Annotated in this window: 20 protein-coding genes; 15 read left to right on the plus strand and 5 right to left on the minus strand. The window is 61.8% G+C overall.

The window, feature by feature from the left end:
• Positions 1 to 382 precede the first annotated feature (382 nt).
• From BLO97_RS20590 to BLO97_RS20600, 3 genes are all read left to right on the plus strand, one after another.
• A complete protein-coding gene (locus BLO97_RS20590; protein ID WP_063323556.1) occupies positions 383 to 1,834 on the plus strand; it encodes an alanine/glycine:cation symporter family protein in 1,452 nt (483 codons plus the stop codon).
• Positions 1,835 to 1,969: 135 nt separating this feature from the next.
• Complete coding sequence (locus BLO97_RS20595; protein ID WP_092148750.1) at positions 1,970 to 2,974, plus strand: asparaginase; 1,005 nt, start codon at positions 1,970 to 1,972, stop codon at positions 2,972 to 2,974.
• Positions 2,975 to 3,160: 186 nt separating this feature from the next.
• Entirely contained in the window at positions 3,161 to 4,153 is a 993-nt protein-coding gene (locus BLO97_RS20600) for an AraC family transcriptional regulator (RefSeq protein WP_092347709.1), read from the plus strand.
• Between the two features lie 202 nt (positions 4,154 to 4,355).
• Here the strand turns inward: BLO97_RS20600 and BLO97_RS20605 are convergent, their stop codons facing one another.
• Positions 4,356 to 5,006, minus strand: coding sequence for an HAD family hydrolase (locus BLO97_RS20605; RefSeq protein WP_092347712.1), 651 nt, complete (start codon positions 5,004 to 5,006; stop codon positions 4,356 to 4,358).
• A gap of 177 nt (positions 5,007 to 5,183) precedes the next feature.
• Positions 5,184 to 5,735, minus strand: a complete 552-nt coding sequence (locus BLO97_RS20610; protein WP_063323560.1) for a gamma carbonic anhydrase family protein — start codon at positions 5,733 to 5,735, stop codon at positions 5,184 to 5,186.
• A 72-nt stretch (positions 5,736 to 5,807) separates the two neighbouring features.
• Between BLO97_RS20610 and prlC the strand changes: the two genes are divergently transcribed.
• From prlC to BLO97_RS20625, 3 genes are all read left to right on the plus strand, one after another.
• On the plus strand, positions 5,808 to 7,886 hold the full coding sequence (gene prlC / locus BLO97_RS20615) for an oligopeptidase A (protein ID WP_170862086.1): 2,079 nt from the start codon (positions 5,808 to 5,810) through the stop codon (positions 7,884 to 7,886).
• Positions 7,883 to 8,161, plus strand: a complete 279-nt coding sequence (locus tag BLO97_RS20620; protein ID WP_018600854.1) for a YheV family putative zinc ribbon protein — start codon at positions 7,883 to 7,885, stop codon at positions 8,159 to 8,161. The genes prlC and BLO97_RS20620 overlap by 4 nt, the downstream gene beginning before the upstream one ends.
• Before the next feature lie 115 nt (positions 8,162 to 8,276).
• Positions 8,277 to 10,328: a M3 family metallopeptidase gene (locus BLO97_RS20625; protein WP_092347715.1), complete on the plus strand. Its 2,052-nt coding sequence runs from the start codon at positions 8,277 to 8,279 to the stop codon at positions 10,326 to 10,328.
• Here the strand turns inward: BLO97_RS20625 and BLO97_RS20630 are convergent.
• Positions 10,270 to 10,950, minus strand: coding sequence for a phosphatase domain-containing protein (locus BLO97_RS20630; protein WP_092347718.1), 681 nt, complete (start codon positions 10,948 to 10,950; stop codon positions 10,270 to 10,272). The two genes, BLO97_RS20625 and BLO97_RS20630, sit on opposite strands and share 59 nt — an antisense overlap.
• Positions 10,951 to 11,136: 186 nt before the next feature.
• Between BLO97_RS20630 and BLO97_RS20635 the strand changes: the two genes are divergently transcribed.
• The 3 genes from BLO97_RS20635 to BLO97_RS20645 all read left to right on the plus strand — a co-directional run bounded on the left by BLO97_RS20635 (position 11,137) and on the right by BLO97_RS20645 (position 14,735).
• Positions 11,137 to 12,195, plus strand: coding sequence for a PA0069 family radical SAM protein (locus BLO97_RS20635; RefSeq protein WP_063323563.1), 1,059 nt, complete (start codon positions 11,137 to 11,139; stop codon positions 12,193 to 12,195).
• Between the two features lie 193 nt (positions 12,196 to 12,388).
• The gene (locus tag BLO97_RS20640) at positions 12,389 to 13,120 is read left to right on the plus strand and encodes a carbonic anhydrase (protein ID WP_063323564.1); all 732 of its coding nucleotides are present in this window, start codon (positions 12,389 to 12,391) and stop codon (positions 13,118 to 13,120) included.
• Positions 13,121 to 13,208: 88 nt separating this feature from the next.
• Positions 13,209 to 14,735 carry a SulP family inorganic anion transporter gene (locus tag BLO97_RS20645; RefSeq protein WP_063323565.1) on the plus strand — a complete coding sequence of 509 codons (1,527 nt, stop codon included), beginning with the start codon at positions 13,209 to 13,211 and terminating at the stop codon, positions 14,733 to 14,735.
• A 162-nt stretch (positions 14,736 to 14,897) separates the two neighbouring features.
• Here BLO97_RS20645 and BLO97_RS20650 read toward each other — a convergent pair whose 3' ends face one another.
• Positions 14,898 to 15,548 carry a hypothetical protein gene (locus BLO97_RS20650; RefSeq protein ID WP_063323566.1) on the minus strand — a complete coding sequence of 217 codons (651 nt, stop codon included), beginning with the start codon at positions 15,546 to 15,548 and terminating at the stop codon, positions 14,898 to 14,900.
• Positions 15,549 to 15,920: 372 nt separating this feature from the next.
• Here BLO97_RS20650 and coxB point away from each other — a divergent pair, with 372 nt between their 5' ends.
• From coxB to BLO97_RS20670, 4 genes are all read left to right on the plus strand, one after another.
• Positions 15,921 to 17,048, plus strand: a complete 1,128-nt coding sequence (coxB, locus tag BLO97_RS20655) for a cytochrome c oxidase subunit II (RefSeq protein WP_053126998.1) — start codon at positions 15,921 to 15,923, stop codon at positions 17,046 to 17,048.
• An 82-nt stretch (positions 17,049 to 17,130) separates the two neighbouring features.
• Positions 17,131 to 18,723 (plus strand): cytochrome c oxidase subunit I, encoded by a 1,593-nt coding sequence (gene ctaD / locus BLO97_RS20660; protein WP_063323567.1) that lies wholly within the window; start codon positions 17,131 to 17,133, stop codon positions 18,721 to 18,723.
• Positions 18,724 to 18,845: 122 nt separating this feature from the next.
• On the plus strand, positions 18,846 to 19,397 hold the full coding sequence (locus BLO97_RS20665) for a cytochrome c oxidase assembly protein (RefSeq protein ID WP_092220964.1): 552 nt from the start codon (positions 18,846 to 18,848) through the stop codon (positions 19,395 to 19,397).
• A gap of 24 nt (positions 19,398 to 19,421) precedes the next feature.
• Positions 19,422 to 20,309: a cytochrome c oxidase subunit 3 gene (locus BLO97_RS20670; RefSeq protein WP_063323569.1), complete on the plus strand. Its 888-nt coding sequence runs from the start codon at positions 19,422 to 19,424 to the stop codon at positions 20,307 to 20,309.
• A gap of 8 nt (positions 20,310 to 20,317) precedes the next feature.
• Here BLO97_RS20670 and BLO97_RS20675 read toward each other — a convergent pair whose 3' ends face one another.
• A complete protein-coding gene (locus BLO97_RS20675; protein ID WP_014335867.1) occupies positions 20,318 to 20,521 on the minus strand; it encodes a twin transmembrane helix small protein in 204 nt (67 codons plus the stop codon).
• A gap of 70 nt (positions 20,522 to 20,591) precedes the next feature.
• Here BLO97_RS20675 and BLO97_RS20680 point away from each other — a divergent pair, with 70 nt between their 5' ends.
• Both BLO97_RS20680 and BLO97_RS20685 read left to right on the plus strand, forming a co-directional pair.
• Positions 20,592 to 21,329 carry an SURF1 family protein gene (locus BLO97_RS20680; RefSeq protein WP_092148777.1) on the plus strand — a complete coding sequence of 246 codons (738 nt, stop codon included), beginning with the start codon at positions 20,592 to 20,594 and terminating at the stop codon, positions 21,327 to 21,329.
• Positions 21,295 to 21,888: a hypothetical protein gene (locus tag BLO97_RS20685; protein ID WP_063325192.1), complete on the plus strand. Its 594-nt coding sequence runs from the start codon at positions 21,295 to 21,297 to the stop codon at positions 21,886 to 21,888. Before BLO97_RS20680 ends, BLO97_RS20685 begins: the two co-directional genes overlap by 35 nt.
• Positions 21,889 to 21,895 lie beyond the last annotated feature (7 nt).

The following is a 21,895-nucleotide window of genomic DNA, read 5'->3' on the forward strand; positions in this document are numbered from 1 at the left end:
GACTGAACCTGTGGGAAGGAACCTACTCGCGATAAACGACGACGCGCTGCCCGTTGTAAACCGCGTCGCCAGCCAACGCGAGCAGGCTCGTTCCCACAAGAACCTGACCGAAAGGCCAGGTGTTTCAAAGGGTTCGTTTCGTCGGACGCACCACAACTGTGCAGACGGGCACCGCACTGATAGGTATAGTGCCGCCCCTCTTCGCATGAGCGGTCGTCTGCAGCGAGATCCTTAAACATGCGAAAACCGAACTAATAACAAACCCGCGAAAATGGACCGGGACGAAACATCGCCTCACCTGTTGTGCCGCGCGCCGACCGATGTAACGCGATATTTCCAAATGGCCAGCATTTGCTTAAACAAAAAACAGCGAGGAATACTCATGCTTGAAGTCATCAACGACTTCCTCTCAGGGAAAGTGCTGATCGTGCTCATTGTCGGGCTCGGAAGCTACTTCACGATCCGCTCGCGTTTCGTCCAGTTCCGTCATTTCTTTCATATGTTCACGGTGTTCCGTGACAGCCTGAAAAGCAGCACTGACCAGCTCAGTTCCTTCCAGGCCCTGATGCTCAGCCTGGCCGGTCGTGTCGGCGCGGGCAACATCGCCGGTGTCGGTATCGCCGTAACCCTCGGCGGTCCTGGTGCGGTGTTCTGGATGTGGGTGACCGCGCTGGTCGGCATGTCCAGCAGCTTCTTCGAATGCTCCCTCGGCCAGCTCTACAAGCGCTGCGACTCCGAAGGCCAGTTCCGCGGCGGCCCGTCCTACTACATCCAGCACGGCCTGCAGAAGCGCTGGTTGGGCATGATCATGGCGTTCCTGCTGCTGGTTACCTTCGGCTTCGCCTTCAACGGCCTGCAAGCCCATGCCGTCACCCATTCGCTGAACAACGCCTTCGGCTTCGACACCACCTACACCGGCCTGGGCCTGGCGGTGCTGCTGGGCCTGGTGTTCATTGGCGGGATCAAGCGTATCGCCAAGGTCGCCGACCTGCTGGTACCGGTCAAGACCCTGGCGTACATCGCCGTGACCATCTACGTGATCGTGCTGCAATTCGACCACGTACCGGCCATGCTGGCGACTATCGTCAAGAGCGCCTTCGGCCTGGACCAGGCCTTTGGCGGCCTGATCGGCAGTGCCATCGTCATGGGCGTCAAGCGTGGCGTGTTCGCCAACGAAGCCGGCCTGGGCAGTGCGCCTAACGTCGCTGCTGTCGCGTCGGTCGAACACCCGGTTGCCCAGGGTGTGGTACAGGCGTTCAGCGTGTTCCTGGACACCTTCGTGATCTGCACCTGCACCGCGCTGCTGATCCTGCTGTCGGGCTTCTACACCCCAGGTTTCGAAGGCGATGGCATTGCCCTGACCCAGAACTCCCTGGCGGCCGTCGTGGGTGACTGGGGCCGGATGTTCATCTCTGTAGCCCTGGCGCTGTTCGTCTTCACCTCGATCCTCTACAACTACTATCTGGGCGAGAACAACCTGCGCTTCATGCTGGGTGAAAACCGCAAGGCCCTGATCGCCTACCGCGCACTGGTCCTGGTCCTGATTTTCTGGGGCGCCATCGAAAACCTCAGCACCGTGTTCGCCTTCGCCGACATCACCATGACCCTGCTGGCGTTCGTGAACCTGATCGCGCTGTTCCTGCTGTTCAAGGTCGGCATGCGCATCCTGCGTGACTACGATGACCAGCGTTCGGCCGGCATCAAGACTCCTGTGTTCGATTCCAGCAAGTTCCCGGACCTGGATCTGGACCGCAAGGCTTGGCCTGCCAGCCCCTCGGCGCCGGTTGCCAAACCTGACGCCGCTGTTGCTGGCGCGACCGCAGCGCAACGCTGATCGGTAAAAGCTGTTTGTAAAAACCGGACGCATCCCCTGCGTCCGGCGTGACACAGCCTAAGGTCGGCGTCATGCTCGACCTTATGTTGTGGCAGCTAACCCACGCTGCCGTTTTCGTCCTCGGAGAACAACCCCATGAATGGCTCGACCTACCCTGCCGCCCAGCACGTCATGGTGCTCTACACCGGCGGCACCATCGGCATGCAAGCCAGCGCCCACGGCCTGGCCCCGGCATCCGGTTTCGAAGCGCGGATGCGCGATTACCTGCACAGCCAACCTGAACTCGTCGTCCCGCAATGGCGCTTCCGGGAAATGTCGCCGCTGATCGATAGCGCCAACATGACACCGGCCTACTGGCAGCAACTGCGCGAAGCGGTGGTCGATGCCGTGGATGTGCAGGGCTGCGACAGCGTACTGATCCTGCATGGCACCGACACCCTGGCCTACAGCGCCGCGGCGATGAGTTTCCAACTGCTGGGCCTGCATGCGCGGGTCTGCTTCACCGGCTCCATGCTGCCTGCCGGCGTGACCGACAGTGACGCCTGGGAAAACCTCAGCGGTGCGCTGGTCGCTCTCGGCCAAGGCCTGGCGCCGGGTGTGCATCTGTACTTCCATGGTGAACTGCTGGCGCCAACCCGTTGCGCGAAAGTGCGCAGCTTTGGTCGTCACCCGTTCAAGCGCCTCGAACGCCAGGGCGGCGGCCTCAAAGCCTCCTCGCTGCCGGCGCAGCTGAATTACAACCAGCCCAAGCAACTGGCGAACATCGCGGCGCTACCGCTGTTTCCCGGCATCAGCGCCGAGATCCTGGACGGCCTGCTGGGCAGCGGCATCCAGGGCCTGGTGCTGGAATGCTACGGCAGCGGCACCGGGCCGAGCGACAACCCGGCCTTCCTCGCCAGCCTCGAGCGGGCGCGGGACAGCGGTGTGGTCATCGTGGCGGTGACCCAATGCCATGAAGGGGGCGTCGAGCTGGACGTTTACGAGGCTGGCAGTCGCTTGCGTGGCGTTGGCGTACTGTCCGGCGGCGGCATGACCCGTGAAGCCGCGTTCGGCAAGTTGCAGGCATTGATTGGCGCCGGTCTGCCCGTGGAAGAGGTGCGACGGTTGGTTGAGCTGGACCTGTGTGGCGAACTCGCCTGACCCAGGCTGCGCATTAACCTGTGGCGAGGGAGCTTGCTCCCGCTGGAGCGCGAATGCTCCCAATGATCAGCGGTCGCTGCGCGCCCGAGCGGGAGCAAGCTACCTCGCCACAACTGCAGTGTCATAGCACAAAGCGTCCGGCACATAACTTGCTCCGTTTCCAGCTTCCCCAGGCTGGAAACGGACATGCTTCATTCCCACCTCACCACCCTCAACGCCGTCTCACTGGTACTGAGCACCTTTAAAAGCGAAGGCTTGCCCAGTGATGCCTTGCTGGCCGGCAGCGGCATCAGCGCGGCGGACCTGAGCCGGGCCGATACGCGCATCACCACCAACCAGGAGATGCAGGTCTGCGCCAACGCCGTGGCCCTCAAGCGCGACATCGGCCTGGAGCTGGGCCTGCGCATGCACGTTTCGTCGTACGGCATGCTCGGCTATGCGCTGCTGACCAGTGCCACCTTAGGTGACGCCTTGCGCCTGGCACTGCGCTATCCGGCGCTATTGGGAACACTCTTCGAACTGAACCTGGACGATGACGGCCAGTACGTCTGGTTCAGCGCCAGCGATTATCGGGAGAATCCGGCCCTGGCGGTGTTCAATGCCGAGTTCTGCATGGTTTCGCTGAGGGTCATCTGTAACGACCTCCTTGGTCATGCACTGCCCTTGCGTGCGGCACGCTTCGAACATCCGGCGCCCGATTACCAGGCGCGCTACGCCGAGCTCTTCATGTGCCCGGTGCGCTTCGACAGCGTCGATAACGCGTTCGCCTTCGAGCGTCACTGGCTCGACCAACCCTTGCCCCTGGCCGACTCCGTCACCCATCACGCCATGGCCGAACGTTGCCGCCGGCAGAACACCGAATTCACCGGACGCCAGGCCTGGCTGGGACGGATCCGCCAGTTGCTCGACGCCCAACTGAACGCCGCCCCCGGGCTGGAAGGCCTGGCCGAACAAATGAACTGCTCGGCACGCACCTTGCGACGCCACCTCAAGGTCCTGGGCTGCAGCTACCAGGAACTGCTGGACGAACTGCGCTTCGAACGGGCCAAGCAGATGCTCTGCGAGGATCAATTGCCGATCTATCGAATCGCCGAACGACTGGGCTTCAGCGAAACCGCCAGCTTCCGCCACGCCTTCGTGCGCTGGAGCGGCGTGGCGCCCAGCCAGTTCAGGCCTTGAACCGTTGCTTTCCAATACTTGGGGGGACCGGGATATGGCTAGTACCTGTGGCGAGGGAGCTTGCTCCCGCTGGACGGCGAAGCCGTCCCAAAGATGGTCAGCGCAGTCCCACAGACAAACCGCATCAGCCGAATTACGACGGCTGTGCCGCCGAGCGGGAGCAAGCTCCCTCGCCACATAGGGTGTGCGCCTTGAGGCCCAGTCAGCCCCGCAAAAACGCCTGATGCAACGCATCCACCGTATCGAAGTGATACGCCGGGCCCTCGGCGCTAAGTTCTGCATGGCTGCCAAACCCATACCCCACCGCCGCTGCATCCAGGCCATTGCTGCGGGCGCCGATCAGGTCGTGTTTGCGGTCGCCGATCATCAGGGTGCTGGCCGGGTCGAGGCCTTCTTCGGCCAGCAGGTGGGCGATCAGCTCGATTTTGTCGGTGCGGGTGCCGTCCAGTTCACTGCCGTAGATCACCTTGAAGTGCCGGGCGAAGTCGAAGTGGCGGGCGATTTCCCGGGCGAAGACCCAGGGTTTGGAGGTGGCGATGTACAACTGGCGCCCTTGGTCGCCCAGGGTTTCCAGCAGTGGCATCACGCCGTCGAAGACGCGATTTTCGTATAGGCCAGTGACCTTGAAGCGCTCGCGATAGAAATTCACCGCCTCCCAGGCCTTCGCTTCGTCGAAGTCGTAAAACTGCATGAAGGCCTGCAACAGCGGTGGGCCGATGAAATGCTCGAGGCGGCTCAGGTCGGGCTCGTCGATGCCCAGCTTGCTCAAGGCGAACTGGATCGAACGGGTGATGCCTTCGCGGGGGTCGGTGAGGGTGCCGTCAAGGTCGAAGAGTACAGTCTGGTAATGCATGTCAGTTCCAGAGTAATGGACGGGCTCGAATGCTTTTGTGGCGAGGGGATTTATCCCCGCTGGGGTGAGAAGCAGCCCCGATCAGGCTGAAAACTATCCAACCTGACACACCTCAGAGGGCTGCTGCGCAGCCCAGCGGGGATAAATCCCCTCGCCACAGGGTCCCGGGCAGGTCGGTCAGGACTGTGGCTGGTCGTAGCCTTCAGCCAGATGCAGGTCCTTGAGCTTCACGTAGTTCGCCGCACTGTAGGTGAAGAACGCGCGCTCCTTGTCCGTCAGCGGCCTGGCCTGCTTCACTGGGCTGCCCACATATAAAAAGCCGCTTTCCAGACGTTTGCCCGGCGGCACCAGGCTGCCAGCACCGATGATCACATCATCTTCGACCACCGCGCCGTCCATGACGATGCTGCCCATGCCGATCAGGATCCGGCTGCCCACGGAGCAGCCATGGAGCATGACTTTGTGGGCGATGGTCACGTCGTCGCCGATCAGCAATGGGAAGCCCTCGGGATTGAACGGCCCGGCATGGGTGATGTGCAGCACGCAGCCGTCCTGGACACTGGTGCGGGCGCCGATGCGGATGCGGTGCATGTCGCCGCGAATGACCGTCAGCGGCCAGACGGAACTGTCTTCGCCGATTTCGACGTCGCCGATCACCACCGCGGTGCTGTCGACAAAAGCGCCACGGGCTAACTGCGGGCTGTGATTCTGGTACGTGCGAAGGGTCACGATAGGCTCTCTCTTTGTTACTGATAGGTGCTGCTAGCTGCGGTGAACGTCGATTGTAATTAAGATGGGCCCATGTTTCTTCCAGCCAAGGTGTCAACCGTGAGCGTGAACAACCCTCTTTTGCAATCCTATGACCTGCCGCCATTCTCGGCGATCCGTGCCGAGCACGTGCAACCGGCCATCGAGCAGATCCTGGCTGACAACCGTGCCGCCATCGCTGAAATTCTCAAGACCCAGGGCAGCCAGCCTACCTGGGCCGGCCTGGTATTGGCGATGGACGAACTCAATGATCGCCTGGGCGCCGCCTGGAGCCCGGTCAGTCATTTGAACGCCGTGCGCAACAGCCCGGAACTGCGCGAAGCCTACGAGGCCTGCCTGCCGGCACTGAGTGCCTACTCCACCGAGCTGGGCCAGAACCGCGAGCTGTTCCAGGCCTTCGAAGCCCTGGCGAGCAGCCCTGAAGCCGCCGGTTTCGACGTAGCGCAGAAAACCATCCTGGAACATTCCCTGCGTGACTTCCGCCTGTCGGGTATCGACCTGCCACCGGAGCAGCAGAAGCGTTACGCCGAGGTGCAGAGCAAACTGTCCGAGCTGGGCAGCCGCTTCTCCAATCAACTGCTGGACGCGACCCAGGCCTGGACCAAGCACGTCACTGACGAAGCCGCCCTCGCTGGCCTGACCGATTCGGCCAAGGCGCAAATGGCCGCCGCTGCCCAGGCCAAGGAGCTGGACGGCTGGCTGATCAACCTGGAATTCCCCAGCTACTACGCAGTGATGACCTACGCCGAAGACCGCGCCCTGCGCGAAGAAGTCTACGCCGCCTATTGCACCCGCGCCTCCGACCAGGGCCCGAACGCCGGCCAGAACGACAACGGCCCGGTGATGGAACAGATCCTCGACCTGCGCCAGGAACTGGCCCAATTGCTCGGTTTCGCCAACTTCGCCGAGTTGAGCCTGGCGACCAAGATGGCCGAGTCCAGCGACCAGGTCCTCAGTTTCCTGCGCGACCTGGCCAAGCGCAGCAAGCCGTTCGCGGCCCTGGACCTGGAACAGCTCAAGGCTTTTGCCGCCGAACAGGGCTGCCCCGACCTGCAAAGCTGGGACAGCGGCTTCTACGGTGAAAAACTGCGCCAGCAGCGTTACAGCGTGGCCCAGGAAGCCCTGCGCGCCTACTTCCCGATCGACAAGGTCCTGAGCGGTCTGTTCGCCATCGTCCAGCGTCTGTACGGCATCGAGATCGCCGAACTGAAAGGCTTCGACAGCTGGCACCCGGACGTGCGCCTGTTCGAAATCAAGGAGAACGGCCAGCACGTCGGCCGCTTCTTCTTCGACCTCTACGCCCGCGCCAACAAGCGTGGCGGTGCCTGGATGGATGGCGCCCGCGACCGTCGCCGTACGATCGATGGCGTCCTGCAAAGCCCGGTCGCCAACCTGGTGTGCAACTTCACCCCGGCCGACAGCGGCAAGCCGGCGCTGTTGACCCACGACGAAGTCACCACCCTGTTCCACGAGTTCGGCCATGGCCTGCACCACTTGCTGACCCGCGTCGAACATGCCGGCGTGTCCGGCATCAACGGCGTGGCCTGGGATGCGGTGGAGCTGCCGAGCCAGTTCATGGAAAACTGGTGCTGGGAACCCGAAGGCCTGGCGCTGATTTCCGGCCACTACGAAACCGGCGAACCGTTGCCCCAGGACCTGCTGGAGAAAATGCTCGCGGCGAAAAACTTCCAGTCCGGCCTGATGATGGTTCGCCAACTGGAGTTCTCGCTGTTCGACTTCGAGCTGCACGCCACTCACGGTGACGGCCGCAGCGTGGCGCAAGTGCTCGAAGGCGTGCGCGACGAGGTGTCGGTCATGCGTCCGCCGGCCTACAACCGTTTCCCCAACAGCTTCGCCCACATCTTCGCTGGCGGTTACGCGGCGGGCTATTACAGCTACAAGTGGGCGGAAGTGCTATCAGCCGACGCGTTCTCCAAGTTCGAAGAGGACGGCGTGCTCAACGCCGACACCGGTCGCGCCTTCCGCGAGGCGATCCTGGCCCGTGGCGGTTCCCAGGAGCCGATGGTGCTGTTCGTCGACTTCCGTGGCCGTGAACCGTCGATTGACGCACTCTTGCGCCACAGCGGCCTGACCGAGGACGCGGCAGCATGAGTGAGGGACCTGTGATTACCAAGCGACGCTTTATCGCCGGGGCGGTCTGCCCGGCCTGCAGCGAGCCGGACAAATTGATGATGTGGAACGAAGACGGCGTACCGCACCGTGAATGTGTGGCCTGCGGTTATTCCGACACACTCAACGAGCAAGGCCTGTCGGTGCCCAAGGAGTTGGGCACCCGCGTGAACACGTCGGCGCTTAAAGCGCCGGACGCCAAGGTCCAGGCGGTGCAGTTTTTCCCCAACCCCAAGTTGAAGAAAAAAACCGACTGACATCTGCGGCATCACCTTCCGGGCCGCCCGGCCCGGAAGCGGTACATATATACCGCAGGGCTAACGGCCTTCCTGCCCAGACTTGTTCATCAAGTCCACTGACAGGAAGGCTTCCATGCCCCACGCTGACAACCCGCTGTTGCAGGCCTACGACCTGCCCCCTTTCGACCGAATCAAAGCCAGGCATTTCTCACCGGTCCTTGACCGGATCCTGGCCGAGAGCCGTGCCCAGGTCGCCCATATCATCAAGACCCAGGCAGCGTTTCCCACCTGGGATGACCTGGTGCTGGCCATGGATGAAATCCACACGCGATTGGAAGGTTTCGACGCCTTGCTGGACCTGCTGGCCTCGGCCCGGAGCGGGGACGCGTGGGCGCAGGCTTCACTGGACTGCACGGAGCGGCTGCATGATTTCCAGCGCTGGCTGAGGCAGCATCCAGAACTGTTCCAACTTTATCAGCGCCTGGCAGACAGCCAGATCGCCCAGCATTTCGAACCGGCGCGCACACGCGTCTTGGAAAAAATCCTCCGACAATTTCGCCAGAACGGTCTGGCGCGCACGTCGCGACCCGACCTGGACGCCTTGAAGCGCCGCATCAAAGGGGCTCAACAACTGTTTCTGGAGAACCTGCACAAGGCCAATAACGCCTGGAGCAAAACCTTCGACGATGAAAGCGAGTTGAGCGGCCTGCCGTCGGCCTTCAAGCAGCAGATGGCCCGCCAGGCACGCGAGGCCGGGCACACCGGATGGCGGCTGGCCCTCAGCGATGAGTCATTTGGCATCGTCACGAGCTACGCCGACAATCGCCTTTTGCGCCAAGCACTGTACGTGGCCTACAGCACCCGCGCATCGGACCAGGGGCCCCACGCCGGCCAGTTCGATAACGGCAAGGTTCTCCAGCAATTGCTCGATGATCGACACCAGTACGCGACAGCACTCGGCTACGCGAATTTCGCCCAAATGGCGCTCGAGCCAGAACAAGCCGAATCGGCCGAGCAGGTCACGACATTCTTGCGCGGGCAACTCGCCCTGCACCAAAGCGCTTTTGCCAAAGACACCGAACAGCTCAAGGCCTTTGCCCGCCTGCAGGGTTTCAGCGAGCTGCAACCTTGGGACTATCCGTACCTGACGGAAAAGCTTCGCCAGCAGGCGGCGGGAACCTCCCGACATGCGCTCAGTGCCTGGTTTCCCTTGGCGTCGACATTTGCACAACTGCTGCTGATCGCAACGGAGCTGTTCGGGGTGGATTTCATCGAACGTCAGGACGTTGCCACCTGGCATCCGGAGGTGCGGCTTTTCGAAGTTCGCGAGTGGGATCAGCTCATCGGCTACCTGTATTTCGATCCGTTCGACGACGCGAACCGCAACGGCTACCCCAATACCACCACCCTGCGAAACCGCTCCATCACCGCCGAAGGCCGGCCTCGGCACCCTGTCGCAATCCTGCATGGCTGGCTGCCGCGCGGCTCGGGTGCCCAGCCAGCCGTGCTCGACCACCTGCAGTTGCGCATTCTGTTTCATGAGTTCGGCCATTGCCTGCATCATCTGCTGACCCGGGCCGAGTACCGCGAGATTTCGGGCATCAGCGATCTATCCCGCGATACGTCCGAGTTTGCCGGCATGCTGTTGGAACAATGGTGCTTCTCCAAGCCATGCCTGGTCCGCGTGTCGAAGCACTACCAAACCGGTGCGGCGATGCCGGAGAAGGTCGCCGATCAACTGCTGACCTTCGCCAATACTCAGGCCAGTTGGGAAACTGCCTTGCTGTTGCGCAATGCGTTATTCGATATGGAGCTGCATCGGACCCACGGCGACGGGCGTAGCGTCCAGCAGGTGTTCGACCAGGTCAACGCGCACACGGGGCATTTGCCCTCGTTCGCGAACGAACGCTGGCCCAATGGCCTGGACTATATGGTGACCGGTTATGCGGCGAGGATTTACGCCTATGCCTGGTCGAAGGAATGGGCCCTCAGCGTGTTCGAGCGGTTCAAGCGCGAAGGCCTGTTCAACCCGGCGACAGGCCGGGCGCTGCGCGAAACCGTGTTTGGTCCGGGCGACTCGCGGCCACTGTCCGAATCCATCGCCGCCTTTATCGGCCCATCGCCGATCAATGCTCCGGCTGCAAAACCTGAGGATCGAGGTGTCGCGCCGTCGTCGTTGAATTGACCCAGCTTTCCAGGGAGCACAGGGCAAACACGCTGGTGCTGCAGTCGCCGTTCGCCAATGCCGTGCGAAGTTTTTCCACATCGGCCTGCATCATGTAGCGAACGCCATCCTTGAAGTGATGGCTGTCACCGAAGCCGCCCTCCGTCATTTCGTTCAGGGCATCTTCCTTGCTCCAGCCCTGAACGACCACCCGGTACATGGCGGCCACCAGCCCGGTGCGATCCGAGCCGTGCTTGCAGTGCATCAGCACCGGCCCCTTGGCCTCGGCAGCCTGGACGGCGCGCAGGGCCCGGAGAATGTCACTGTCGTCGACATGGTTGGTGCGATAGGGCAACTGCACTTGCTCGATGCCGGGGGTGGACAGCCAGCGCTTATCCGACTCCGGCAGGAAGGTAATGACCGTGCCGATCCTGAGTTTGCCCAGCAGGGGCAAAGCCCCGCCGTCCGGCAAGGAACTGCGGTAGAGCGTAGGGGACATCTGGTAAAGATTGTAGTCCTTTTCCACTGGCCGGGCCCATTCAGCAGGCCTCGTCCCGGCGGCATCATCCGCCTGGACCGGGGATTCGGCGAGTCCGACGAGCAAGGCCAGGCAGAGCAGTGAACGGGTACATAACTTGAACATGCAGGAGCGACCAGGAGCGAAAAAGTACGAGACGGCCAGTTTCGGCTCGCTCCGGTTAAAACCCCGTAAGGAGGATGTCAAAGTGTTGTGAATTGCGCACCGGGTGCCCATCGGGCTGCTGAATGGCACTGGCCTAAATGGAAGGCAGCGAATACTGTATGCGCATACAGCTATAGGAGTATCGCCATGTCAGCCTCTCTGCCGCCGCGCGGTCGCGGCACCGCTGCCAACCCGCACAATCGCTTTGCCCCGAGCCGCTCGGTGACCGAGGACGACGGCTGGTATCAGGAAGTCCCGCCGACCCAGGGCACCGAAGTGCGCATCGAAATGGCCAAGACCATCATTACCCGCAATACCTCGTCCGATATCCCCTTCGACCGCTCGATCAACCCGTACCGAGGCTGCGAACACGGCTGCATCTACTGCTATGCGCGGCCCAGCCATGCCTATTGGGACATGTCGCCGGGGCTGGATTTCGAAACGAAGCTGATCGCCAAGAGCAATGCCGCCGATGTGCTTGAAGAGCAATTGTCCCGGCGCGGCTATCAATGCGCACCGATCGCGCTGGGATCCAACACCGATCCCTATCAGCCTATCGAGCGTGAACAACGGATCACCCGCCGGATTCTCGAGGTGCTGCTGCGCTATCGGCATCCGGTGACCATCGTCACCAAGGGTTCGCTGATCCTGCGCGACCTGGACCTGCTGACCGAGCTGGCGCAACAACGCCTGGTGCACGTGATGATCAGCCTCACCACCCTGGACGATGAGCTCAAGCGTATTCTCGAACCCCGCGCGGCAGCGCCCAAGGCGCGGCTGCGTGCGATCAAGGTCATGCGCGAGGCGGGCATTGCCGTGGGGGTGCTGTGTGCACCGATGATCCCGATGATCAATGACAGCGAGATCGAGAGCCTGCTGACCGAAGCCCACGCCGCCGGCGCGCAGAATGCCGCCTACGTCATGCTGCGCCTGCCGCTGGAAGTCGCGCCGCTGTTCGAGGATTGGTTGCAGGCGCACTACCCGCAGCGCGCCGCCCATGTGTTGAGCCTGGTCCGCCAGAGCCGCGGCGGCGAGTTGTATGACAGCCGCTTCGGTGCGCGGATGCGCGGTGAAGGCCCGTTCGCCGACCTGCTGGCCCAGCGTTTCGTCAAGGCACTCAAGCGCTTGGGGCTGGAGCGCCGTGACGGATACAATCTGGATTGCGATGCCTTCTGTCCGCCGGGCCGACAGATGTCTTTGATTTGATTAAAGTTGACCTTGGAACGGCTGCTGGACATGAACTGCGCCAGTGTTTCGCCACCCCTGTAATCGTTGTCCTAGAGCCTTCGATTTCAGTTTGAGTTAAGTTTCGGCCGCTACCTTGTTCTTCGAGTGACTGACGGGTCGAACATGTCGACCTGGATGTTTTAGCCACTGGTTCCGTCAAAGAGGATGAATCATGAGTGACAAGGATAAACAGCCGTTGGCTGCGTCGGCTTCAGCCCAACCCGAGGCGGAAACCGCCGATGCAGCGCTGCAGCATATTGTTGACGGCTTTTTGCATTTCCATCACGAGATCTTTCCGCAACAGGAAGAGCTCTTCAAGAAACTCGCCACCGCCCAGAAACCCCGGGCAATGTTCATCACCTGCGCCGACTCGCGCATCGTGCCCGAGTTGATCACCCATAGCTCCCCCGGCGACCTGTTCGTGACCCGTAACGTCGGCAACGTCGTTCCACCTTATGGGCAAATGAACGGCGGCGTCTCCACCGCCATCGAATACGCCGTACTGGCCCTCGGCGTGCAGCACATCATTGTCTGCGGCCATTCCGATTGCGGCGCCATGCGTGCCGTGCTCAACCCGGACACCCTGGAAAAAATGCCCACGGTCAAGGCCTGGCTGCGCCACGCCGAAGTGGCCAAGACCATGGTCCACGACAACTGTCCGTGTGGCGACGAAAAACAGACCATGCCGATCCTCACCGAAGAGAACGTGATCGCACAGTTGCAGCATTTGCGAACGCATCCCTCGGTCGCATCGCGCATGGCCAATGGTCAGCTGTTCATCCATGGCTGGGTGTACAACATCGAGACCAGCGAGATCAAAGCCTATGACGCGGACCAGGGACGTTTCCTGCCGCTCGATGGCAGCCATCCGATACCGGTGGCGACGCCCAAAGCGCGCTTCTAACCACTCCTAAACTTGTGTGGTTCAAGCCTTGCCGCCATTTGCGCGGTAGGGCCTTGCCATGCCTGAAGAAAACTTCGGGAGAGTCGCCATGCGTGCTCAATTAAAAGCTGTTCTGCCACGGGAGCTATTGGCTTCGGTGGTGGTGTTTCTGGTGGCGCTGCCCTTGTGCATGGGCATTGCCATCGCGTCCGGCCTGCCACCGGCCAAAGGCCTGATCACCGGCATCATCGGTGGCCTGGTGGTGGGTTTCCTGGCAGGTTCCAAGCTGCAAGTCAGTGGCCCGGCCGCCGGGTTGGCGGTGTTGGTCTTCGAATTGGTGCGCCAGCATGGCGTGGCAATGCTCGGGCCGATCCTGTTGCTGGCCGGTCTGTTGCAATTGTTGGCCGGGCGCTTTCGCCTCGGCTGCTGGTTCCGGGTCACCGCGCCTGCGGTGGTGTACGGGATGCTGGCGGGTATCGGCGTGCTGATCGTATTGTCCCAGGTCCATGTGATGCTCGACGCCGCGCCCAAGCCGTCAGGGCTGGATAACCTCGCGGCGTTCCCGGCGGCGGTGGCCCAGGCCTTGCCGTCCTTCGGCTGGCAGGCCGGCTTGCTTGGTTTGTCGACGATTGCGGTGATGTGGTTGTGGGAGAAGTTTCGCCCTCACAGCCTGCGCTTCATTCCCGGCGCCTTGCTTGGGGTGGGCCTGGCGACCATCGCCAGCCTGCTGCTAGCCTTGCAGGTCAAACGGGTGGAAGTCCCGGAGAACCTCGCCGAAGCCATTGATTGGCTGCGCCCGGCGGACCTGCTGAACCTGGCCGACCCGACGCTGCTGATAGCCGCCTTCGCTGTCGCCTTCATTGCCAGCGCCGAAACCCTGCTGTCGGCAGCCGCCGTGGACCGTATGCACAGCGGTGACCGTGCGGACTTCGACCGCGAACTGTCGGCCCAAGGTATCGGCAACATGCTCTGCGGCCTGCTCGGCGCCCTGCCGATGACCGGGGTTATCGTGCGCAGCTCGGCCAACGTCCAAGCTGGGGCCACCACGAGGATGTCGACGATTTTCCACGGCCTGTGGTTGCTGCTGTTCGTGTTGTTGCTATCCAGCGTGCTGCAAAGCATTCCGGTGGCGAGCCTGGCGGGCGTGCTGGTGTACACCGGTTTCAAACTGGTGGACCTCAAGGCGTTTCGCGGCCTGGGCCGTTATGGCCGGATGCCGATGTTCGTTTACGCCGCGACGGCGTTGGCGATCATCTTCACCGACCTGCTGACCGGTGTGCTGATCGGCTTCGGCCTGACCCTGGCGAAACTGGCCTGGAAAGCCTCACGGCTGAAAATCAGCCTGATCGACCTGCCCCAGGAAGGCGAAATGGAACTGCGACTGGTCGGAGCGGCGACCTTCCTCAAGGTGCCGGCGCTGACCCAGGTGCTGGGCAGCATACCGACAGGCGCGACCGTGCATGTGCCGCTCAATAACCTGAGCTACATCGATCACTCGTGCCTGGAGCTACTGGAAGAATGGGGCCGGGCGAATGCCAGCAAGGGTTCGAAGCTGCTGATCGAATCCCGCGGGCTCAAGCGCAGGTTGGAGGGGCGGTTGCGCACGACCGTGGGGGTTGGCGCGGCTTCTGCCTGACGCTCCCACAGGCAACCGCTCACTCAAGGTTTGCTTGATTCATTGTGGCGAGGGAGCTTGCTCCCGCTGGACTGCGCAGCAGGCCCATTTTCGTGAGTGCTTCGCACTCAAGCGGGAGCAAGCTCCCTCGCCACGGGGGCCGCTATTTTCTTGAGTGGCCCATCAAGCCGCCGGCTGATCCAGCTCCAGCCCAACACCCAGACGACGGGACATGCACGGCCAGCGCTTCCAGGCCGCGCCGGTTTGCGGGCTGCTGAGCTTCTCGCGGTAGGTTTCTACCGACTCCAATGCAAACGTCTCGTCGTTGAGCATCTCATCGAACGTGTGATGGACCACTTCATCGAGTTGGTTGGCAAATGCCTCACCGATCAACTGGTGAGCGATCAGATTGGCGACCGTCATGTCCAAGGGGATCAATGGCTGGCCGAAATGCTTGATGTACAGGTCGTTGACCTCTTCGACGAACCGATGTGCCAGGTAGGCTTCGTCCAGAAGGCTGTCGAGCCCGACATGCCCGGCCATGATGGTCGGCGGCTGGAGGAAGTACTGTTCGGCAATCTTCAATACCGGTTTGATCTGCGACTCGATACCCGCCTCCCTGGCGACGTCATTGGCTGCATCCAGCAGGTCGGGTACTTCCTCAATGTAAGCGGCGACAAAACGCGCCAGGACGTCGTTGGCGTCCGCGTCCGGCAATTGAATGGCTCGGTGCAGGTTCGGCAGTTGGGCCGTCAACTGACGAGTCAACTGGCCGGTTTCGGCCTCGTGTTGTTGGGCTTTTTGGATCTGCTCGCGCAATGCGGCGGTGTTCATGACAACTCCAGGAAACAAAGGCAATGAAATAGGGAAGACATAACTTAGCTGGCGCAAAAACACTCCTAAGACCTATTTTTCATAACTGTCGCTTCCTTGCTACGTCGCAGTTATATCGATTTGCCATCACTCAGGTCGCATCCTTCTCCATTCGTGGGCTCTAGCGCAAGCCCCGGCTGTTTCAAACGATTTACGCCATCGCGTTGCGAGGTTGCAGGTGCTGTCTATACTCGGTTTGGAATGGAGTTAGCTGATGACACCCGATTGCATGTGCAGCAAGGCGCGGCGAGTCAATTAAGCAGTCTGAATAGCCGATCCCTTGCCGCAGGCTTTACGCCTACGGGATAACAAGAACGATAAGGGGAACCCGCAATGACGCGACATCCACACGTATGGATGGGCCTCCTGTTGTGGTCGATTTTCAGCCAGGCGCAAGCGGCCTGGACTGTGAATATGGCGCCTGGAGCGACACAGATCAGCAACGCAGTGTTCGACCTGCACATGACCATTTTCTGGATCTGTGTGGTCATCGGCATCATCGTCTTCGGCGCCATGTTCTGGTCGATGATGATGCACCGCCGCTCAACCGGCCAAAATGCCGCGCATTTCCACGAAAACACCCGCGTCGAAATCCTCTGGACAATCGTACCCTTCGTGATCCTGGTGCTGATGGCGATTCCTGCCACCGCCACCCTGATCAAGATGTACGACTCCAGCGAGTCGGACATCGATATCCAGGTCACCGGCTATCAATGGAAATGGCACTACAAGTACCTGGGCCAGGACGTCGAGTTCTTCAGCAACCTGGCCACCCCCGCCGAACAGATCCATAACCAGAGCGCCAAGGGCGAGCACTACCTGTTGGAGGTCGACAAGCCGCTGGTGCTGCCGGTCGATGCCAAGGTGCGCTTTCTGGTGACCTCCGCCGACGTGATCCACTCCTGGTGGGTGCCGGCCTTCGCGGTCAAGCGCGATGCGATCCCCGGGTTCGTCAACGAAGCCTGGACCCGCGTCGACAAGCCCGGCCTGTACCGTGGCCAATGCGCCGAGCTGTGCGGCAAGGACCACGGCTTCATGCCGATCGTGGTGGAGGTCAAGAGCAAGCCCGACTATGAGAAATGGCTGGGTGAGCGCAAGGCCGAAGCCGCGCAGCTTAAAGAATTGACCAGTAAGGAATGGACGCGCGAAGAACTCGTTGAGCGCGGCGACAAGGTCTACCACACCACCTGCGTGGCCTGTCACCAGGCCGAAGGCCAGGGCCTGCCGCCAATGTTCCCAGCACTCAAGGGCTCGAAAATCGCCACCGGGCCGATCAAGGATCACCTGAACATTGTCTTCCACGGCAAACCCGGCACCTCCATGGCCGCGTTCGGCAAACAGTTGTCGGAAGTCGATATCGCCGCGGTCGTGACCTATGAACGCAACGCCTGGGGCAACAACAAGGGCGACATGGTGACGCCCAAAGAAGTGCTGGAACTCAAACAGGCAGAAAGCCAATGAGCCGGCCTGACGTGTGTTCCCGCAACCGGTCGGGGCTCATTGCCCCGCGCCGTCCAGCCCACTCGTTCGAAGGAGACAGGACATGAGTGCTGTGATCGATGACCACGGTCATGCCGGCGCCGACCACGCCCACGGCCCCGCCAAGGGCCTGATGCGCTGGGTGCTGACCACCAACCACAAGGATATCGGCACGCTGTACCTGTGGTTCGCCTTCTCGATGTTCCTGCTGGGCGGCTCGTTCGCCATGGTGATCCGCGCCGAGTTGTTCCAGCCCGGCCTGCAGATCGTGCAGCCGGAATTCTTCAACCAGATGACCACCATGCACGGCCTGGTGATGGTCTTCGGTGCGGTGATGCCGGCGTTCGTCGGCCTTGCCAACTGGATGATCCCGCTGATGATCGGCGCGCCGGACATGGCCCTGCCACGGATGAACAACTTCAGCTTCTGGCTGTTGCCGGCGGCGTTCCTGATGCTGGTGTCGACGCTGTTCACCCCGGGGGGCGGGCCGAACTTCGGCTGGACCTTCTATGCGCCGCTGTCCACTACCTATGCGCCGGAAAGCGTAACGTTCTTCATCTTTGCCATCCACCTGATGGGCATCAGCTCGATCATGGGCGCGATCAACGTGATCGCCACCATCCTCAACCTGCGTGCCCCCGGCATGACCCTGATGAAGATGCCGCTGTTCGTCTGGACCTGGCTGATCACCGCGTTCCTGCTGATCGCGGTGATGCCGGTGCTGGCCGGCTGCGTGACGATGATGCTGATGGACATCCACTTCGGCACCAGCTTCTTCAGTGCCGCCGGTGGCGGTGACCCGGTGCTGTTCCAGCATGTGTTCTGGTTCTTCGGCCACCCCGAGGTATACATCATGATCCTGCCGGCCTTCGGCGCCGTCAGCTCGATCATTCCGGCCTTCTCGCGCAAACCGTTGTTCGGCTACACCTCGATGGTCTATGCCACGGCCGCCATCGCGTTCCTGTCGTTCATCGTCTGGGCGCACCACATGTTCGTGGTCGGCATTCCGCTGGTGGGCGAGCTGTTCTTCATGTACGCGACCCTGCTGATCGCCGTGCCCACCGGGGTGAAGGTGTTCAATTGGGCCAGCACCATGTGGCAAGGCTCTCTGACCTTCGAGACGCCGATGCTGTTTGCCGTCGCGTTCGTGATCCTGTTCTCCATCGGTGGTTTCTCCGGGCTGATGCTGGCCATCGCCCCGGCAGACTTCCAGTACCAGGACACCTACTTCGTGGTCGCGCACTTCCACTACGTGCTGGTGCCCGGCGCCATCTTCGGGATTTTCGCCTCGGCCTACTATTGGCTACCGAAATGGACCGGCCATATGTACGACGAAACCCTCGGCAAGCTGCACTTCTGGCTGTCGTTCATCGGCATGAACCTGGCGTTCTTCCCGATGCACTTCGTCGGCCTGGCGGGCATGCCCCGGCGGATTCCTGACTACAACCTGCAGTTCGCCGACTTCAACATGGTCTCGTCCATCGGCGCCTTCATGTTCGGCACCACGCAGATCTTCTTCCTGTTCATCGTGATCAAGACCATCCGTGGCGGCGAGCCGGCACCGGCCAAGCCGTGGGATGGGGCCGAAGGGCTGGAGTGGAGCGTGCCGTCGCCGGCGCCGTATCACACCTTTACCACGCCGCCGGAAGTGAAATGAGATGACTCATGGAAGCCCTGTGGGAGCGAGCTTGCTCGCGATGGCGGTCTGCCTGGCACACCGCGTCGCCTGCATCGCGAGCAAGCTCGCTCCCACAGGAATACGGGTGAGGGTTGAGGATCATGGCTGATTCGATTTCGATGAAGAAACTGGTCACTCGTCTGTTGCTGGTGGTGGTGGCCATGTTCGTCTTCGGGTTTGCCCTGGTGCCGATCTACGACGTGATGTGCAAGGCGTTCGGCATCAACGGCAAGACCGCCGGGCAATACGAAGGCGAGCAGACCGTCGATGAGTCACGCCAGGTTCGCGTGCAGTTCCTGTCGACCAATTCGGTGGACATGCCCTGGAACTTCTACCCCAAGGGCGATCAGTTGGTGGTCCAGCCGGGGGCGGTGAACGAAATGGTGTTCGTCGCCCACAACCCCACCGACCGGCCGATGAGCGCCCAGGCGGTGCCGAGCATCGCGCCGAGCAACGCGGCGGCGTATTTCCACAAGACCGAGTGTTTTTGTTTTACCCAGCAAGTGCTGCAACCCGGCGAACGCATCGAAATGCCCATGCGCTTCATCGTCGACCGGGACATGCCCAAGGAAGTGAAGCACCTGACGCTGTCCTACACGCTGTTCGATATCACCGCTCGTCATCCACCGGTGGCTGTAAACACTGACCGATAGCGTGCCCGATAAGGAGAACAATAAATGGCAACTCACGAACACTATTACGTTCCGGCCCAGAGCAAATGGCCGATCATCGCCACGGTCGGGATGTTCGTCACGGTGTATGGCCTGGCCACCTGGTTCAACGACCTGAAGGCGGCCCGGCCGGACTCCCACGGGCCGCTGATCTTTTTCGTCGGTGGCCTGCTGCTGGCCTACATGCTGTTCGGCTGGTTCGGCGCGGTGATCAAGGAAAGCCGCGCCGGGCTCTACAGCGCGCAGCTCGACCGCTCGTTCCGCTGGGGCATGAGCTGGTTCATCTTTTCCGAAGTGATGTTCTTCATCGCGTTCTTCGGCGCCCTGTTCTATGTGCGCATGATCTCCGCGCCCGGCCTGGCGGGTGAAGGCACCAAGGGCCTGTCACACATGCTCTGGCCGAGCTTCGAGTTCGCCTGGCCGCTGCTCAACAACCCCGATCCGAAACTCTTCCCGGCGCCCAAGGACGTCATCAGCCCCTGGGGCTTGCCGCTGCTCAACACGGTGCTGCTGGTCAGCTCCAGCGTCACCGTCACCATCGCCCACCATGCCTTGAAAAAAGGCCATCGTGGCGCGCTGAAACTCTGGCTGGCGATCACCGTGCTGCTGGGTTGCGCCTTCCTGGGCTTCCAGGCCGAGGAATACATCCACGCTTATAAAGAGCTGGGCCTGACCCTGGGTTCCGGCGTCTACGGCGCGACCTTCTTCATGCTCACCGGTTTCCACGGCGCCCACGTCACCATCGGCACGATCATCCTGTTCGTCATGCTGATGCGCATCATGCGCGGGCACTTCGACAATGAGCACCAGTTCGGCTTCGAGGCGGCGAGCTGGTATTGGCACTTCGTCGATGTGGTGTGGATCGGCTTGTTCGTCTTCGTCTACGTGCTCTGAAACCAACGTTACCAGGGTGCGTGGGAGACCAACTGGCCGCTGAAAAAGCCCCAGGCGATCAAGCCGACGGTGGCGGCGGCCAGGCTGACCCGAATCGCCAGGGCGATGACCAGGCGATTGGAACTGCTGTCGTCCTTGACCAGAAAAAACAGACCACTGAACAGGCTGGCAATCGTGGCAATCAGCATCAGGACGATGGCTGCTTTTAGCATTAGGGACACTCCGGGGGGACGCGATGTACGTGAGTATAGCTATCCCGTTCGACGGCTTTCGGACGGCACCATGAAAGGCTTCCGGCCGGGCATCGTGCCGTCTTTGGTGGTGGCCGTGCTGGTGCCGGTGATGGTGTGCCTGGGGTTCTGGCAATTGAGCCGGGGCGAACAGAAGCGTGTGCTCATGGACACTTACGCCGAGCGCCGCGTGGCGCCGCCGATGGACAGCACCGAGCTGGCGCACACCACCGACCCGGCCTTTCGAGCGGTCATACTGCAGGGCCAGTTCGACGCCGAGCACAGCATCCTGCTGGATAACCGCCAACACGACGGCAAGGTCGGCGTGGAGTTGCTGCAACCGTTCCTCGACCACCGGACCGGGCTCTGGCTGCTGGTCAATCGCGGTTGGCTGCCCTGGCCGGACCGGCGTACCCCGCCGGTCTTCGACACGCCAGAACAATCCGTCAGCCTCCAGGCCTGGGTCTATGTCGCACCGGGCGCGACGTTCCAGCTTCACCCCGACCCGACGGGCGCCCCCTGGCCGCGCCTGGTCACCGCCATCGAGCCGGACAAGCTCTGGGCCGACCTGGGCCGCAACGGCTTCGCCTATGAAATGCGCCAACAAAACGGCCCCGGCGCCTACCGGACCGATTGGCCGGTGGTGGCCATGGGCCCGGAAAAACACCTCGGTTATGCCGTGCAGTGGTTCGCCATGGCGGCGGCGCTGTTCGGCCTTTTTCTTTATCTCGGATGGCACAACGCAGGGAGACACCATGGGAAGCACCATGAATCCAACCAACACGTCTGAGGCGCCCGCGGCACACAACCGTCGCAAGGGCCGCGTGCAATTGCTGCTGATCGTGCTCGGGGTGATCGGCCCGATGATCCTGGCCACCGGCATGTACAAGTTCCAGTTCTGGGTGCCCGACAGCCGCAGCTACCACGGCGAACTGATCGGCACCGGCCAGACCCGCGCCGAGATCGGGGTACAGGCCGATGAGCAACGCTGGCAGATTTTGGTCACGGCGCCACAGGAATGCTCGGTGGATTGCCGGCAACTGGTGTACCTGGCCCGACAAGTCCAGATCGGCCTGGGTCGCGAAGCCTCTCGCGCCAGCCATGCCCTGGCGGTGGCGCAACCGTTGGACGCCGAGTACGACGCCCAACTGCAGCGCGAGTACCCGCAATTGCAACGCTACCCACTGGACCTGCCGGCCTATCAGAAAGGCGCCCAGGGCTCCGGTGGCGCCCAACTGTGGATCATCGACCCCCACAGCAACCTGGTGCTGCGCTACGACGCCCGGGTCAAGGGCAAGGACCTGCTCAACGACCTGCGCCATTTGCTGAAACTGTCGAACATCGGATGAGGGCATC

The organism is Pseudomonas sp. NFACC05-1, assembly GCF_900100135.1.
Taxonomy (GTDB): Bacteria; Pseudomonadota; Gammaproteobacteria; order Pseudomonadales; family Pseudomonadaceae; genus Aquipseudomonas; species Aquipseudomonas fluorescens_Q.